The organism is Actinomycetota bacterium, assembly GCA_035765775.1.
Lineage (GTDB): Bacteria > Actinomycetota > CADDZG01 > JAHWKV01 > JAOPZY01 > DASTWV01.
Map to the genome: position 1 here is coordinate 96508 of DASTWV010000035.1, position 14587 is coordinate 111094.

Consider the following 14587-nt stretch of genomic DNA (forward strand, 5'->3'; position numbering starts at 1 on the left):
GGCGTAGCGAACCGGACGATTCGCTCAGGTCAAAGGCCGGTGGGATCGCCCACAAGCGCAAGGTCGAACGATGCGCCCGACGCCACCACCACCGGGTCTTCCCCCGCCCGACGGACGGTGGCGGTCCCCCTGCCCATGACCTCCCAGTGGTTGCCGTCGCCCACGACGGCGGTGTCCTCATCCACCCCGATGAAGGACCACCCCTCGGGCACGGCGGCCAGCATCATGCCCGTGGCCCCCGGCAGCCAGCGGTCCACGGCGTCCCAGTGCGGGCCGAGCAGCGCCCGGGGGAAGTGGCCGAGCCCATCCACCCATACCCGCAGCCCGCCCGGCACCCGGGCGGCCGGGTCGAAGGTGCGGCCGCCGAGGAAGCTCATCCCGGCGCTCGACCCGGCGAGGGCACATCCGGCATCCAGCGCTCCGGCGACCGCCGCCCAGAACGCCGTGCCCTTCAGGGTCCGGGCCAGGTACGCCGGGTTGCCCCCCGAGAAGTACACCAACGAGGCGCCCGCGACCCGGGCGGCGACCTCCGGCCGGTCGGCGTCCTCCCGGACCCGGATCGCGGCCAGCTCGGGGGCCATGCCCATGCCCCGGTAGTGGTCGATGCCCATCTCCGCCCAACGGGCGAACACCGTGTCGCCCTCGGGGGCGGAGGCGGTGGGGACCACCAGCACCCGGGCGCCATCCGGCCCCCCCACCCGGATGCCCTCCGGCCCCCCGGCCCGGGCGACCAGCACCCGGTCCACCGTGGTGGCCCAGGGGAGGAACTCGCCTGACCCGAACAGGCCGTAGACCCGGCTCATCCCGCGTGCCCCTTCGACCCCGCCCCCGACCGCTCCGCCACCGGGATCACGAACTTGGCGGCCGAGAGCGTCGTCGAGAAGGCCACCACTTTGGTGTCCACCAGGCCCGCGGCCCGGCCGGCCTCCAGCACATCCAGCTCTTTGACGGCCGCCCCCGGGCCCTTGGGCCGCAGAAGCCAGAGGGCGCCGGCGGGGCTGAGCCGGCCGCGCAGCGCGCCGACCCGCCCCAGCGCCGCGGGGTCGGCCACCAGGAAGAAGAGCGCGTCCGCCGGCCCCCCACCCTCGGAATCGGAGATGAGCACCGCACCCCGCTCCAGAAGCTCCCGGGAGAACGCGGCGTCCTCGAGGTCCACCAGCTCGACCCGCATCCCGGCCCGCACGCCCAGCTTCTCCAGGACGCTCTTGGGCTCCCGGATCGCCCGCGCCCAGCGGGGGGCCTTCGCCCCCAGGCCCGCCAGCGTGACCGGGCCGGAGGCCGTGCCGAGCTCCAGATCCCCTTCGCCCGAAACGGTCGCGGAGGTCACCTCGGAGAACAGGATCGAGGCCCGGGCGGCGCCCCGGAAGAGCACCCGGTCGGACTCGAGGTGGGCCCGGCCCCGGGCGGCGGAGCCGCCCCGCAGCAAGGTGCAGTCCGCCTGGTCCCCCATGCGAGAAATTGTAGAGGGACGCCCAGGAAAACCCAGTTCCAGGCAGCGGCGATAAGCTCCCCGTGATGCGGTCGCCCGCCCTCCAGCGCCGGTGGGGCTGCTGGGCCCTCTTGTGGGCCCTCGTATGGCTGGTCCCCGCCGGCACGATTGGCCTCACCGCCCAGCCCGCCGCTGCGGCGTCGTCCGGCCCGTCGCTCTCCATGAAGCTGGTGGATTTCCCGACGTGGATGGGGCCCGCCACCGACGTCAGTGCCACGGTCGACGTCACCAACAACGGCACCGCGCCGGTGTCTAACCTCAGCATCCACCTCGACGGCTACCGGCCCCCGGGCAGCCGGTCCGAGCTCTCCAACCAGCTGGCCGGCAAGGGTCTCACCAGCGCCTGGGCGGACTCTGAGTCCTTCCCGGACACCCTCGACCCGGGCCAGACCAAGCGGTTCGTGCTCGACCTCCAGACCACCCTCACGACGTACTCCTACTTCCGCCAGCGGGCCTCCGGCCAGGCGGACCGCGCCTACCCGGTGCGCCTGACCGTGGACGTCGGCAACGTCCCGACCGTGTACCTGTCCACCGAGCTGATCTATTTCCAGGAGACCGCCGAGCAGTACCCGCTCCAGGTCGGACTGGTGATCCCCCTGGACGCCCCCGCGGCCTTCAACCCCAGCGACCAGGAGACCTCGCGCTCGCTGGAGCAGGCCATCGCCCCGGGCGGGCGCATCGGCCGGATCCTCGCCGCTCTCCAGTCGCCGGAGTTCGCCAACGTCAACGTCGCCCTCGCCCCCACCGGGGAGTTCCTCGGCGGCCTCGCCATCCTCTCGTCCGGCAACGGATTCCCCCGCGTGACCCGCTCCGGCATCCAGCAGGTGGCGGGCGACGACCCGGTGGTCCAACAGGCGGCCGCCACCATCCAGACGCTCCTCCACCTGGCGACCCAGCCGAACATCCGGATCATCAACACTCCGTACTCGCAGGCTCCGCTGCCCGCCCTCATGGCCAACGGGTTCACGTCGGCGGTTGCCGACCAGATCCGGGATGGCGCCTCCACCCTCAAAGCGGTCCTCCCCGGCGTCAACCCCCTGCCCGGCTGGCTGCTCCCCACCGACGGGCTGCTCGACGACGCCACCCTGGCCGAGGTCGCCGGGCTGGGCATCACCGACGTGATCCTGGCCCCCCCGTCGCTGGCCTCCAGCAGCGTCGTGCCGCTCACCCCAAGTGCCCAGATCACCGCCGTCGCCCCGAAGAACCACGCCTCGGTGGGGGCCCTGGTCGAGGACTCGACACTGGCCTCGCGGCTTGCCCCCGGCGACGGCGGCAACGGCCTCGACCCGGTGCAGATCCGCCAACAGTTCCTGGCCGAGGCGGCCACCATCGAGCAGGAGCAGCCTGCGGTCAGCCGCGCGGTGGTCACCGTCGCCCCGAACGACTGGTCCCCCGACCCTACGGTCCTCGACGGGGTCCTCTCGGCGCTGACATCCGGCTCCGGTGCCCCCTGGATGGCGGGGGCGACGCCCGACGCGCTCGCCGCCACGGGGACCGCCCCGGCGATCGACGTCGCCGACTCGGTCGTGTCCGCCGGCCCGAGCGACCCGGGCAAGGACTACTTCGACGCCCTGCGCACCGCCGGCAAGCGGCTCTCGGACTTCGAGGCGATCGGACCCCCGGCGAGGCTGGTCAACGACCTGACCCGGCGGCTCCTGGTGGCCGAGGGCGAGGAGTGGTGGGGGCGGGGGTCCACCCCGGACAAGGGGCGCCCCTTCGCCACCTACGTCACCAACCGGGTGAAGGCGGAGCTGGCCAAGATCCAGATCAATCGGAACTCGACGGTCACGATCACCTCGCAGAAGGCCAAAATTCCCTTCGCGGTCGAGTCCGGCCTGGGCTACCCGGTGACGGTCATGTTCTACCTGGCCTCCGACCGGCTCACCTTCACGCAGGGCTCCGCCTGCCCGGGGCAGAAGCCGGGCCAGGCAACCTGCCTGATGCAAACCCTGAAGCCGCGGGCGCAGATCATCGTCGTGCACGCATCGGCCAAATTCAGCGGGCAGTTCCCGGTCCAGATCGAGGTCCGCACCCCGGCCAACGTGCTGATCACCCGGGGCAGCCTGCTGGTCCGGTCCACCGCGTACAACATCGTCGCCTTGGTGATCATGGGAGCGGCCGCCCTGTTCCTGCTGATTGCCTGGGCCCGCGGCGTCGTGCGCCGGAGGGTGCGTTCCGAGGTGCATCCCGAAGCGGCACCGGCAGCGGGGGAGACTCCCGGCGTCCTCCCGCTGATCGCTCCCGGAGCCCCGTCGGCACCGCCGGCAACGCCCTGACCGTGGGTAGACTCAGGCCATGATCGACGTCAGGCTGGCCGGACGCTACCGGCTCGAGGCCGAGGTCGGCTCAGGCGGGATGACCGCCGTATGGCAGGCGATGGACGAGGTGCTCGAGCGTCCGGTCGCCGTCAAGATCCTCCACCGGCACCTCCTCTCCAACGAGGTGTTGTGCGAGCGGTTCCGCCAAGAGGCCCGGGGTGCCGGTGCGCTCACCCACCCGGGGATCCTGGCGGTCTACGACACCGGCCACCACGACGAGGCTCCCTACATCGTGATGGAGTACGTCGCCGGCGGCTCGCTCGCCCAGGCCCTCGACCGGCTCGGCCCCCTGCCGCCCGCCCGGGTGGCGACGATCGGGGCGGATGTGTGCGAGGCGCTCGCCTACGCCCACCGGGCCGGCGTGGTGCACGGCGACCTGAAGCCGGACAACATCCTGTTCTCCGAGGCGGGGCCGCAGACCGGCCAGGTCAAGGTGGGCGACTTCGGCGTCGGGGCCGCGGCCCTCGGCGGCGACCTCACGGCCACCGGCGCCCTCATCGGCACCCTGTCCTTCCTGGCTCCCGAGGTGCTGGACGGCCAGGACCCCAGCCCCGCCGCCGACATCTACGCGCTGGGCGTCGTCCTGTTCAAGGCACTGACCGGGCGCTCGCCCCGGGGCGCCAGCCGGGAGCTGACCGGCGTCGGCCCCGGTCGCCTGCACCCCCGCGACTTCCGGCCCGACGTCCCCCGGGACCTGGACGCCGCGGTTGCCGGCGCCCTCGCCGTGGAGCCCGAGGAGCGCTTCACCGACGCCGCCCAGCTGGGCCAGCTCCTGCGCTCCGCCTCGATGTCCCGGGCCCTCCACCCGCCCACGCCGGCCACCGCCCCGCCCCCCCGCCCCCCAGAGCCCGCCCCCTCCGACGTGCCCTCCTTCGTCCGGAGCGAGGGCCGCTGGTTGGCGCCTGTCGTCCTCCTGGTCCTGGCGGCGATCGCCATCGTCATCGGGGTGCTGCAGCTCTCCGGCCACCTGACCGCCATCACCGGCGGCGGGGCCCCGGCCACCACCGCCCCGGCGGTCAGCCACCAGCCGATCCCGTTGCAGGCGGGCGGGGCGGTGAAGGAGCCCGGCGACTCGCCCGAGCACCCGGACCAGGTGGGCCAGGCGTTCGACGGCAACGCTTCCACCTTCTGGCACTCCCAGGCGTACAACAACGCCACGTTCGGCAATCTCGGATACAGCGGTGTCGGCATCTGGGGCGACTTGGGCTCGTCCCAGTCGCTCAGCTCGATCGAGGTCGACTCGCCCGCGCCCGGGTGGCAGGGCAGCATCCGGTACTCGGACGACGGCAAGGCCTGGAGCGACCCGGGACCGGCCGTCACCGCCGGGGCCACCCAGACCTTCGACGTCTCCAAGGATGGCGCCCACCAGTACTGGATGGTGTGGATCACCAAGCTGCCGACGGCCCCCGACGGCTCGTTCACGGCCGAGGTCTCGGAGATCAAAGCGCTGCGCTAGCCGGCCTCACATACTGGTGCCGCGATGTGGATCGCGGACCTTGAGGGCCTGAGCGACGAGGAACTCATCCGGCGCTTCGTCGACCGCGGGCTGTCCGAGGCGGTCGACGTGCTGCTGCGCCGCCACCAGAACCGGGTCTTCGGCCTCGCCTACCGCATCCTGGGCAACCGGGCCGACGCCCTGGATGCCTCCCAGGAGGTCTTCATCTCGGTCTTCCGCAAGGCGAAGTTGTTCCGCCACCAGTCGGCGTTCACCACCTGGCTGTACCGCCTGACCGTCAACGCGTGCACCGATCTCGGCCGCCGACGTACCCGCTCACCCCTGCCCGCCGAGGCCATCGAGGTGCCAGTGCCCGACGGCATCAGCCGGGCGGACGACCGGATGGTCATCGACTGGGCGCTGCGCCACCTACCCGTGGACCAGCGGCTGGCGGTGATCCTGCGGGACCTCTACGGGCTCTCCTACGACGAGATCGCCGAGGCCACCGGGGCCGCCGTGGGTACCGTGAAGAGCCGGATTGCCCGCGGCCGGGCGGCGCTGTGCGAGACGTTGGCGCCCCAACCGGGAACCCGCGGGCCCGGGCGGCCGTCCAATACCGAGCGTGCCATGAGCGACCACGATGACTGAGACGACGACGGACCATGGCTGACCACCTCGATACCGAGACGCTGAGCGCCCACCTCGACGGGCACTCCGGCGCCGCCGCGGCCCGGATCGACGCCCACCTGGCGTCGTGCTCGCAGTGCGCCGCCCGCCAGGCGTCGCTGCGGGGGGTGGTCCGCTCGGTGGGCGCCCTCCCCGCGGTCACACCGACCGGCGCGGAGGCCAGCGCCCTGCGCACCGCCGTGCTGGCGGGGGCCCGCTCCGGGGCCACAGGCCGGGCGCCGGGCGGCGGGCCCTGGTTCAGCCGGTGGCGCCAGGCCATGACCTGGAAGGTCTACGCCGCCGGCGGGGCGGTGGCCGGGCTGCTGGCGGCCGGGATCGGCTACGCCGCCTTCCAGGGCGGCCAGGCGGCGGTGACCGCGTCGGGGGTCGGCCACCGGGCCTCCCAGGCCATCCAGGCGAAGGCGTTCGCCAGCACGAGCGACGTGGCGGTGTACGTAGCCCAGCAGCCCGCCGTGAGCGACACGGTGCGGTCGCTCACGGCGGCCGGCATCCCGGCCACCGCCCGCCAGTTCGAGGCCGCCCTGACGGCCACCCCGCAGCCGGCTGCCGCCGGGGTCATCGGCGGTCAGGCGCAGAACCGGGCAACCCAGGCTGCCCCGATCAACGGTGCCCTCGTAGCCCCGGAACCGACCGCTTCGACGAACGTGAATGGCGACGTGGGCACGCCCCCGGTGCCGTCGGCGGGCAAAGCTCCGGACTTCACCTCCAACGCCGCGGCCCCCCTGGCGCCCATTCCCCTCGGCACGCTGTCGAGCTGCGTCTCTGCGACCGAGGCCGGTGCCGTTGCGCCCACCGCCCCGCTGGAGGCCGCCGAGATCACCTACCAGGGCCAGCCCGCCTGGCTCATCGTCCTGGCCGCCTTCCCGCCCGGTGCCACGGGGGCGGCCGCGCCCACCTCCCTGGAGATCTGGGTGCAGGCGAGACCCGCCTGCTCGCTCCTGGCGCACACCTCGCTGGCGCCCTGAGACAAGACCGCCGGACTCCGCACCGGGCCCTCCCGCCCGGTCCCGCCGACAGCGGAGGTTAAACCGGAGCGCCCGACGTACAATCCGGGGTTGGAGCGGACGGGAGGTGATGCAGGTGGCAGTGGTGAAGACCATAGAACTGGTCGGCGTCTCCGCCGACAGCTGGCGCCAAGCTGCCCAGGAGGCGCTGGCTGAAGCCTCCAAGACCCTGCGCAACATCGAGGAGATGGACATCCTCGGTACCTCCTGCACTATCGCCAACAACGAGATCACGGAATACCTGGCGCACGTCCGCATCAAGTTCCGCATCGAACGCTGACGCCCAGGGCCGCCCCCGCCTGCGACTGACCACCAAACGAGGCCGCGCGGGGCGAACGAGAACGAGGGAGGAGACATGCCGGGGATCGTCCTGCTCGGGACCCAGTGGGGGGACGAGGGCAAAGGCAAGGTCACGCACCTCATGGCCGACCGGATGAACATGGTGGTCCGCTACCAGGGCGGCAACAACGCCGGCCACACGGTCATCGTCGGCTCGGAGACCTTCAAGCTCCACCTGCTGCCCGCCGGGGTCCTGTACTCCCACATCACGCCGGTCATCGGTCCCGGGGTGGTCATCGACCCGTCGGTGCTGGTCGGGGAGATGGACGCCCTCACCGCCCGGGGGATCTCCTCCGAGAAGGTGCGGATCTCGGGCAGCGCCCACCTGATCATGCCCTACCACCGGGAGCTGGACCGCCTGACCGAGCGCCGCCTGGGCAAGCTCAAGCTGGGCACCACCCGCCGGGGCATCGGCCCGGCCTACGCCGACAAGGCCAGCCGCATCGGCATCCGGGTCCAGGACCTCTCGGACCGCAAGATCTTCGCCGAGAAGCTCAGCCTGGCCCTGCGGGAGAAGAACCTGGTGCTCACCAAGATCTTCGGCCGCCTGCCGATGAAGGAGGACGAGATCCTCGAGGAGTACCTGGGCTACGCCGAGCGCCTGAAGCCCCACATCACCGACACGGTCGCCGAGGTGCACGCCGCCCTCGACGCCGGGCTCAACGTGCTGTTCGAGGGCGCCCAGGGGACGCTGCTCGACCTCGACCACGGGACCTATCCCTTCGTCACCTCGTCGAACCCGGTCGCCGGCGGGGTGTGCGCCGGGGCGGGGATCGGCCCCCTCGCCATTGACCGCATCATCGGCGTGACCAAGGCGTACATCACCCGGGTGGGCGAAGGCCCCTTCCCGAGCGAGGACCACGGCCCCGACGGTGAGCTCCTGGTGGATCGGGGGGTCGAGTACGGCGCCACCACCGGGCGCAAGCGCCGCTGCGGCTGGTACGACGCGGTGATTGCCCGTTACGCCGCCCGGCTCAACTCGCTGACCGAGGTCTTCCTCACCAAGCTCGACGTCCTCTCCGCCTTCGACCGCATCCCGATCTGCGTCGGCTACGAGTACGAGGGCACCACCTACCACTCCTTCCCGCCCCACCAGACGATCTTCCACAAGGCGGTGCCGGTCTACGAGTACGCCCCCGGGTGGAAGAACGAGATCGGGGACGTCAGGACCTTCGCCGACCTTCCCGCCGAGGCCCGGGCCTACGTCGAGCGCCTCGAGGAGCTGGGCCAGGTCCCGATCACCCAGATCTCCGTCGGCCCCGAGGCCACCGAGACGATCTCCCGGCTGAGCCCGGCGCCGTCCGCCGTCCCGGCGTGAGGGTCCTGCTCGTCGGCGGCGGGGGCCGGGAACACGCCCTCGCCTGGAGCCTTGCCCGCAGCCCGCTGGTCGACTCGCTGTTCTGCGCCCCCGGGAACCCGGGCATCGCCGGCATGGCCGACGTGTTCAACATCGGCGTCGGGGACCTCGAGGGCCTGGTGGGCCTGGCGACCTCGGCGGCGGTCGATCTCGTGGTGGTCGGCCCCGAGGCCCCCCTGGTCGCCGGGCTGGCCGATACCCTGCGGGCCGAGGGGATCCGGGTGTTCGGTCCCGGGGCGGCGGGTGCCCGCCTGGAGGGGTCGAAGGCGTGGGCGAAGGCCCTGATGGCGGCCGCACGCATCCCGACGGCGGCCGCCTCCTCGTTCACCCGTCCGCCCGAAGCGGTCAGCTTCGCCCGGGGGCTGCTGGAGCGCAGCGGCGGCGTGGTGGTCAAGGCCGACGGCCTGGCCGCCGGGAAGGGCGTCACGGTGTGCGAGGACCTCTTCACCGCCTCGGAGGCCATCTCCGACGCCCTCGAGCGGGGCGTCTTCGGCGACGCCGGTGCCTCGGTGCTGATCGAGGAGCGGCTGGACGGCGTGGAGCTGTCGGTCCTGGCGTTCTGCGACGGGCGCACCATCCTCCCGATGGAGGCGGCGCAGGACTTCAAGCGGGCGCACGACGGCGACACGGGGCCGAACACCGGGGGCATGGGGTCGCACTCGCCGGTGCCGGCCTGCACGCCGGCGGTGGCCTCGGCGGTGGCCGCCGGGATCCTCGAGCCCGTGGTGGCCGCCCTCGCCCATCCCGGGCACGGCGCCGGCGAGCCCTACGTCGGCATGATCTACGCCGGGATCATGCTGACCGGCGACGGCCCGAAGGTCCTCGAGTTCAACTGCCGCTTCGGCGACCCCGAGACCCAGGCCCTCCTGCCCCGGCTGGAGACCGACCTGCTGGAGCCCATCCTGGCGTGCACCGAGGGCACCCTCGATGCGGTGACCCTGCACTGGAGGCCGGAGACCTGCGTCGCGGTCGTGGCGGCCTCCGAGGGCTACCCGGGCCCGGTGCGGGGCGGCTGCCCCATCGAGGGGTTGGCGGAAGCCAGCGCGGTCACCGGGCTGCCCGTGTTCCAGGCCGGCACCACCCGCACGCCGGCCGGCGAGCTGGTCACCAACGGCGGCCGCGTGCTTGCGGTGGCGGCGCTGGGGAAAGATTCGGAGATCGCATGCCACCGGGCATACGATGGCATGGCGCACGTCAGGTTTGAGGGGATGTGGTACCGGTCGGACATCGGCCGGTGCGGGGAGAGGGGGCCCGGAGCCCCCCCATTGGGAGAGACGGGAGAGCAATGACAGACGGGGAGGACGGCGACGTCCTGGTTGGCATCGTGATGGGCAGCTTCTCCGACCAGCCGAAGATGCAGGCGGCCAACGTGATCCTGGAACGCTTCGGCGTGCCCTACGAATCCAATGTGATCAGCGCCCACCGGACGCCCGACCAGGCCCACGAGTACGCCAAGCTCGCCGAGGAGCGGGGCCTCGAGATCATCATCGCCGCCGCCGGGCGGGCCGCCCACCTGGCGGGGGTCATGGCCGCCAACACCATCCTGCCGGTCATCGGCGTGCCGATCTTCACCGAGCAGCTGGGCGGTGCCGACTCGCTGTACTCCACCGTCCAGATGCCCTCCGGGGTCCCGGTGGCCACCGTCGGGCTGTCCAACGCCACCAACGCCGCCATCCTGGCGGTGCAGATGCTGGCCCTCGCCCGGCCCGAGCTGCGCAAGCAGCTGCGCAACTTCAAGAAAGAGCTCAGCCAGGGGCTCAAGATTTGATCGGGCTTGCGGAGCTGATCGGGTCCCTCATTTGATCGAGCGCTACACACGCCCGGAGATGGCCGCGGTCTGGAGTGAGGACGCCAAGCTCGGGCACTGGCTGCGCATCGAGATCCTGGCGGTGGAGGCCCGGGTCATCAAGGGCGAGGTCCCGGCCGGGGACCTCGCCGAGATCAAAGCGCGGGCGGCGTTCGATCTCACCCGGGTAGCCGAGATCGAGCGGGTCACCCGCCACGACGTCGCCGCCTTCTTGGACAATGTCGCCGAGAACGTGGGCCCCGCCGCCCGCCACCTGCACTACGGGATGACCTCGTCCGATGTCCTCGACACCGGGCTCGCCCTCCAGCTGGTGGCCGCTGCCGATCTCCTCCTGGCCGGCGTCCGGGCGGCGCGCGACACCGCCGCCGCCCTCGCCCGGCGCTACGCCGGCGTCCCGATGGTGGCCCGCACCCACGGGATCCACGCCGAGCCCACCAGCTTCGGCCTGAAGGCCGCCGGCTGGGCGTTCGAGCTGGACCGGGGCCGGGAGCGCCTGATCCGTGCCCGGGAGACCGTGGCGGTGGGCAAGCTCTCCGGCGTGGTCGGCACCTACAGCCAGCTCCCGCCCGACATCGAGGAGTACGTCTGCGAGCGCCTCGGCCTCGCGCCCGACCCGGTCTCCACCCAGGTGATCTCCCGGGACCGCCACGCCGAGTACGCCGCCGCCCTCGCCGGGGTCGCCGCCTCGATCGAGCGCATCTTCACCGAGATCCGCCACCTGGCCCGCACCGAGGTCCGGGAGGTGGAGGAGTCGTTTGCCGAGGGCGCCCAGAAGGGCTCGTCCGCCATGCCCCACAAGCGCAACCCCTGGCGGGCGGAGCGCCTGTGCGGCCTGGCCCGGGTGGTGCGGGCCGGGGTCGTCCCCGCCTATGAGAACGTCGCCCTGTGGCACGAGCGCGACATCTCACACTCCTCGGTGGAGCGCGTGTTCCTGCCTGACGCCTGCATGGCGCTGGACTTCATGCTGGCCGAGGCCACCGAGCTCCTGGCGACGCTGGGCGTCTTCCCCGAGCGCATGCTGGCCAACCTGGAGGCCTCGGGCGGCGTGGTGTTCTCGCAGTCGGTGCTCCTGGCCCTCATCGACGCCGGGCTCAGCCGCGACCATGCCTACCGCATCGTGCAGGAGTCGGCGATGGCGGCCTGGCGGGAGGGCACCCACCTGCGCGACGTCCTGCGCACCTCCGCCGCCGGCGAGCTGCTCACCCCCGAGCAGATCGATGCCTGCTTCGACCCGTCCCGCTACCTGCGCCACGCCGGACCGGTCATCGACCGGCTGGAGAGCTTCGATGGAACCTAGTCATCTCGTCAAGGGAGTCCCGTCATGAACGCCGCCATCACCTCCGTCTCGCTGCCGCTGCCCCACCTCGCCACCGGCAAGGTCCGTGAGCTGTTCGACCTCGACGCCGACCACCTCCTCTTCGTCGCCTCCGACCGCATCTCGGCCTACGACGTCGTCATGCCGCAGGGCATCCCGGACAAGGGCCGCCTGCTGACCGGCATGAGCATCTTCTGGTTCGGGGCGACCTCCGACATCTGCCCCAACCACTACGTCCCCACCCCGCTCGAGGACCTCCCCCGGGCGGCGCGCGAGGACCTCGCCGCCCTGGGCGGCCGCCACATGGTGGTGCGCCGGCTCGAGATGCTGCCGGTCGAGTTCGTCGTGCGGGGCTACCTTGTCGGCTCGGGCTGGAAGGACTACAAACGCACCGGTGCGGTGTGCGGCATCGCCCTGCCCCCCGGCATGCGGGAGGCCGAGCAGCTCCCCGAGCCCATCTTCACGCCGGCCACCAAGGCGACCGTCGGCCACGACGAGAACATCAGCGAGGCCCAGGCCGCCGACCTCTGCCCGCCCGGCACCCTGAAGATCGCCCGGGACTACGCCGTCGGGGTCTACCGCCGGGCGGCGGACTATGCCCGCAACCGGGGCATCATCCTGGCCGACACCAAGTTCGAGTTCGGGGTGGACCCGGCATCCGGTGAGGTGACCCTGGCCGACGAGGTCCTGACCCCCGACTCCTCCCGCTTCTGGCCCGCCGACCGGTGGGAGCCGGGCTCGAACCCGCCGTCGCTCGACAAGCAGTACCTGCGGGACTGGCTGGACGCTGCCGACTGGGACCACAGCCCGCCGGCGCCCGACCTGCCGCCGGACGTGGTGGAGCGCACCCGGGCGGGCTACGTGGAGGCCTACGAGCGCCTCACGGGCCGGACCTTCGACGCGTAGCCCGCCGGCCCCGGCGCCGGCGCCGGCCCCGGCCAACCGAGGCGGGGGACTTTCGTCCCGCAGCCCGGGACGGATGTCCCCTAGTTCTCTGTTGAGGCCCCCGCTGAGTGCCCGAGCTCAATAACGGATATCGAGGGCATAGCGGAGAGCCCGGTCCAAATGAGCACGGCGGGCCTCGTCCAACCTGCCCACCGGTCTTGCGTCGAGCAAGGCCTTCGGGATGGTGAGGAGGTTGTCGCAGGAGATCGCGCACGTCTGCGTCATGCCTTCAGTGGGACCGATCTGCAGTTCGGAGCGGATACCCCGCAGGGTGGTCGTGACCGGCGCGCAGGTGACTGCCTGCAGCACGGCGATGGCGGCATCCCGTGTCAGGACGCAGACGGGTCTGCGGCCGACAGGTGGTCCCAGCTCGGCCCAGTAGACCTCACCCCTGGCTACCACGGCGGCGCCGTCTCCCTCGCCAGCCGCCCAGCGCTCTCAATGAGCGCCGGGTCCTGGGGTTGGCGGCGATAGGCCTCCTGGAGCTGCGCGTCGGCGGCGGCCAGTTCGCTTACCGCCAGAACCGCTAGGGCGCCCTCCCGGAGGAGCATCGACCGGCTCACGCCCCTCTCACGGGCTAAGGCGTCGAGGCGGGCAACAAGCTCGTCGTCGAGCTGAACCAGCACCTCCCGCCTCCCCATTGCCATATGGTATTCCATATGCTCAACCATGCGTCGGTACCGCGGTCGCCGGGTAGCCTCGCCGCTGGAGCCCCAACTCGATCAGGTCTCCAACCTTTTCGGGCTCCTTGTAGAGGCGGTAGGGCGTCACCGGCAGCAGGTCCCATCCCTCGGCGATGGCGGCGGCGTTCCGCTCGTGGTCCGAGCCCCACTGGCTCATCTGCGAGTGCCAGGCGAAGCTGTCGACCTCGACGCCGAAGCGGACCGCGGGGCAGGCAGCATCGACAAAAATCACCCGGCCGTCTTCGAGCACGATGCGGTACTCCTGGAACCACCCCGTCCAGCCCCGTTCGTTGATGAGGGCCCAGAGCACACGCTGAGGCCGGCTATCGGCGAAGCGGGTCTGTCCCGCCCGCTCGGCGAGCAGATCGCCCAGCACCCGAGCCCCTCTCCGACCCCGTGCGCCGAGGGCTTCGAACCGCTGGACCAGATAGGGAAGCGGCACGAGCCGCCGGGCGAGGACGGCGTCGAGCATTGCCTCCAGGGTCTCCTCGGGTACCACGCCCGCCAGGGCTATGAGGGTTCGGGCAACCGACATCGTGGGGATCCCGAGATGCGTGTCCTGGTCGGTCCAGGCCAATTCGCCGGTGCGGTGAAGGGTGACCTCCCGCATGGGCCTCTGTTGGACCGGGACGGCGAGCTCCAGTTTGGCCGTCGGGACCGACAGGTCGAGAAGCCGAGCCGCACTGAGGCCGTAGGCCAGCGAGTTCGGGACCGCCATCGTGGCTGCCTTCAGGCTCTGGAGCCAGTCGGTCGGCGAGCTCCCGGCCCGGAACACGCCCGGGTACATGGTCACCCATTCGCCGGCAGCCACCCTCCGGTAGAAGGCGGAGACCGAGAGGCCTCGGCTCAGCGCCTGTCCCCGAGTGATGAGCCCGTTCTGCTCCGCCGCTAGCTTCGCCAAGTCTCGATCTGCGCCCATGGAGACAGTAAAGCAGGGGGGTATGACAAGAAAGGCTATGAATTCGGTGCGCTACAAAAAGTGGCGTCCCTTAATAAGCACCTGTGTCCGTCGACGCCCTTGGGCCAACCTCCGGCTCGGCGCACCAACTGGGGGACATCCGTCCCGCCCAGTGGGACACCTATGAGGGTCGGGCTGTCAAGCGGCGGTTTGCTTCGCCTTTGCCTTTCCCCTCCCGGACCAACCGAGGGCCGTCTGCGAAGCAGACCGAAGGCCCTTGACGGGTGAGAAGGCCCCCTGGCAAGCTGTC

15 protein-coding genes are annotated in these 14587 nt (G+C 71.8%); 10 read left to right on the plus strand and 5 right to left on the minus strand.

Annotated elements, in window-relative coordinates:
- Positions 1-29: 29 nt before the first annotated feature.
- Positions 30-803, minus strand: a complete 774-nt coding sequence (locus tag VFW71_07880; GenBank protein HEU5002681.1) for a Type 1 glutamine amidotransferase-like domain-containing protein — start codon at positions 801-803, stop codon at positions 30-32.
- Entirely contained in the window at positions 800-1450 is a 651-nt protein-coding gene (locus VFW71_07885) for a hypothetical protein (GenBank protein HEU5002682.1), read from the minus strand. The genes VFW71_07880 and VFW71_07885 overlap by 4 nt, the downstream gene beginning before the upstream one ends.
- Before the next feature lie 65 nt (positions 1451-1515).
- On the opposite strand from VFW71_07885, the gene VFW71_07890 reads away from it, so the two are divergent.
- The 10 genes from VFW71_07890 (at position 1516) to VFW71_07935 (ending at position 12657) form a co-directional block, all read left to right on the plus strand.
- Complete coding sequence (locus tag VFW71_07890) at positions 1516-3765, plus strand: DUF6049 family protein (GenBank protein ID HEU5002683.1); 2250 nt, start codon at positions 1516-1518, stop codon at positions 3763-3765.
- A 19-nt stretch (positions 3766-3784) separates the two neighbouring features.
- On the plus strand, positions 3785-5263 hold the full coding sequence (locus VFW71_07895; GenBank protein HEU5002684.1) for a protein kinase: 1479 nt from the start codon (positions 3785-3787) through the stop codon (positions 5261-5263).
- Between the two features lie 24 nt (positions 5264-5287).
- Complete coding sequence (locus VFW71_07900; protein ID HEU5002685.1) at positions 5288-5890, plus strand: sigma-70 family RNA polymerase sigma factor; 603 nt, start codon at positions 5288-5290, stop codon at positions 5888-5890.
- Positions 5891-5904: 14 nt separating this feature from the next.
- A complete protein-coding gene (locus tag VFW71_07905; GenBank protein HEU5002686.1) occupies positions 5905-6894 on the plus strand; it encodes a hypothetical protein in 990 nt (329 codons plus the stop codon).
- 124 nt (positions 6895-7018) lie between these two features.
- Positions 7019-7213: a dodecin family protein gene (locus VFW71_07910; GenBank protein ID HEU5002687.1), complete on the plus strand. Its 195-nt coding sequence runs from the start codon at positions 7019-7021 to the stop codon at positions 7211-7213.
- Positions 7214-7288: 75 nt separating this feature from the next.
- Positions 7289-8590 carry an adenylosuccinate synthase gene (locus tag VFW71_07915; GenBank protein HEU5002688.1) on the plus strand — a complete coding sequence of 434 codons (1302 nt, stop codon included), beginning with the start codon at positions 7289-7291 and terminating at the stop codon, positions 8588-8590.
- A complete protein-coding gene (gene purD / locus VFW71_07920; protein ID HEU5002689.1) occupies positions 8587-9918 on the plus strand; it encodes a phosphoribosylamine--glycine ligase in 1332 nt (443 codons plus the stop codon). The genes VFW71_07915 and purD overlap by 4 nt, the downstream gene beginning before the upstream one ends.
- Positions 9915-10397: a 5-(carboxyamino)imidazole ribonucleotide mutase gene (purE, locus tag VFW71_07925; protein HEU5002690.1), complete on the plus strand. Its 483-nt coding sequence runs from the start codon at positions 9915-9917 to the stop codon at positions 10395-10397. The genes purD and purE overlap by 4 nt, the downstream gene beginning before the upstream one ends.
- Positions 10398-10428: 31 nt before the next feature.
- Complete coding sequence (gene purB, locus VFW71_07930; GenBank protein HEU5002691.1) at positions 10429-11733, plus strand: adenylosuccinate lyase; 1305 nt, start codon at positions 10429-10431, stop codon at positions 11731-11733.
- A 24-nt stretch (positions 11734-11757) separates the two neighbouring features.
- Positions 11758-12657, plus strand: coding sequence for a phosphoribosylaminoimidazolesuccinocarboxamide synthase (locus VFW71_07935; GenBank protein HEU5002692.1), 900 nt, complete (start codon positions 11758-11760; stop codon positions 12655-12657).
- Positions 12658-12774: 117 nt separating this feature from the next.
- Here the strand turns inward: VFW71_07935 and VFW71_07940 are convergent, their stop codons facing one another.
- The 3 genes from VFW71_07940 to VFW71_07950 are packed head-to-tail and all read right to left on the minus strand — an operon-like array spanning position 12775 to position 14280.
- Entirely contained in the window at positions 12775-13098 is a 324-nt protein-coding gene (locus VFW71_07940; GenBank protein HEU5002693.1) for a type II toxin-antitoxin system PemK/MazF family toxin, read from the minus strand.
- Positions 13092-13337, minus strand: coding sequence for a CopG family transcriptional regulator (locus VFW71_07945; GenBank protein HEU5002694.1), 246 nt, complete (start codon positions 13335-13337; stop codon positions 13092-13094). Before VFW71_07945 ends, VFW71_07940 begins: the two co-directional genes overlap by 7 nt.
- Before the next feature lie 22 nt (positions 13338-13359).
- Positions 13360-14280 carry a type IV toxin-antitoxin system AbiEi family antitoxin domain-containing protein gene (locus VFW71_07950; GenBank protein HEU5002695.1) on the minus strand — a complete coding sequence of 307 codons (921 nt, stop codon included), beginning with the start codon at positions 14278-14280 and terminating at the stop codon, positions 13360-13362.
- Positions 14281-14587 lie beyond the last annotated feature (307 nt).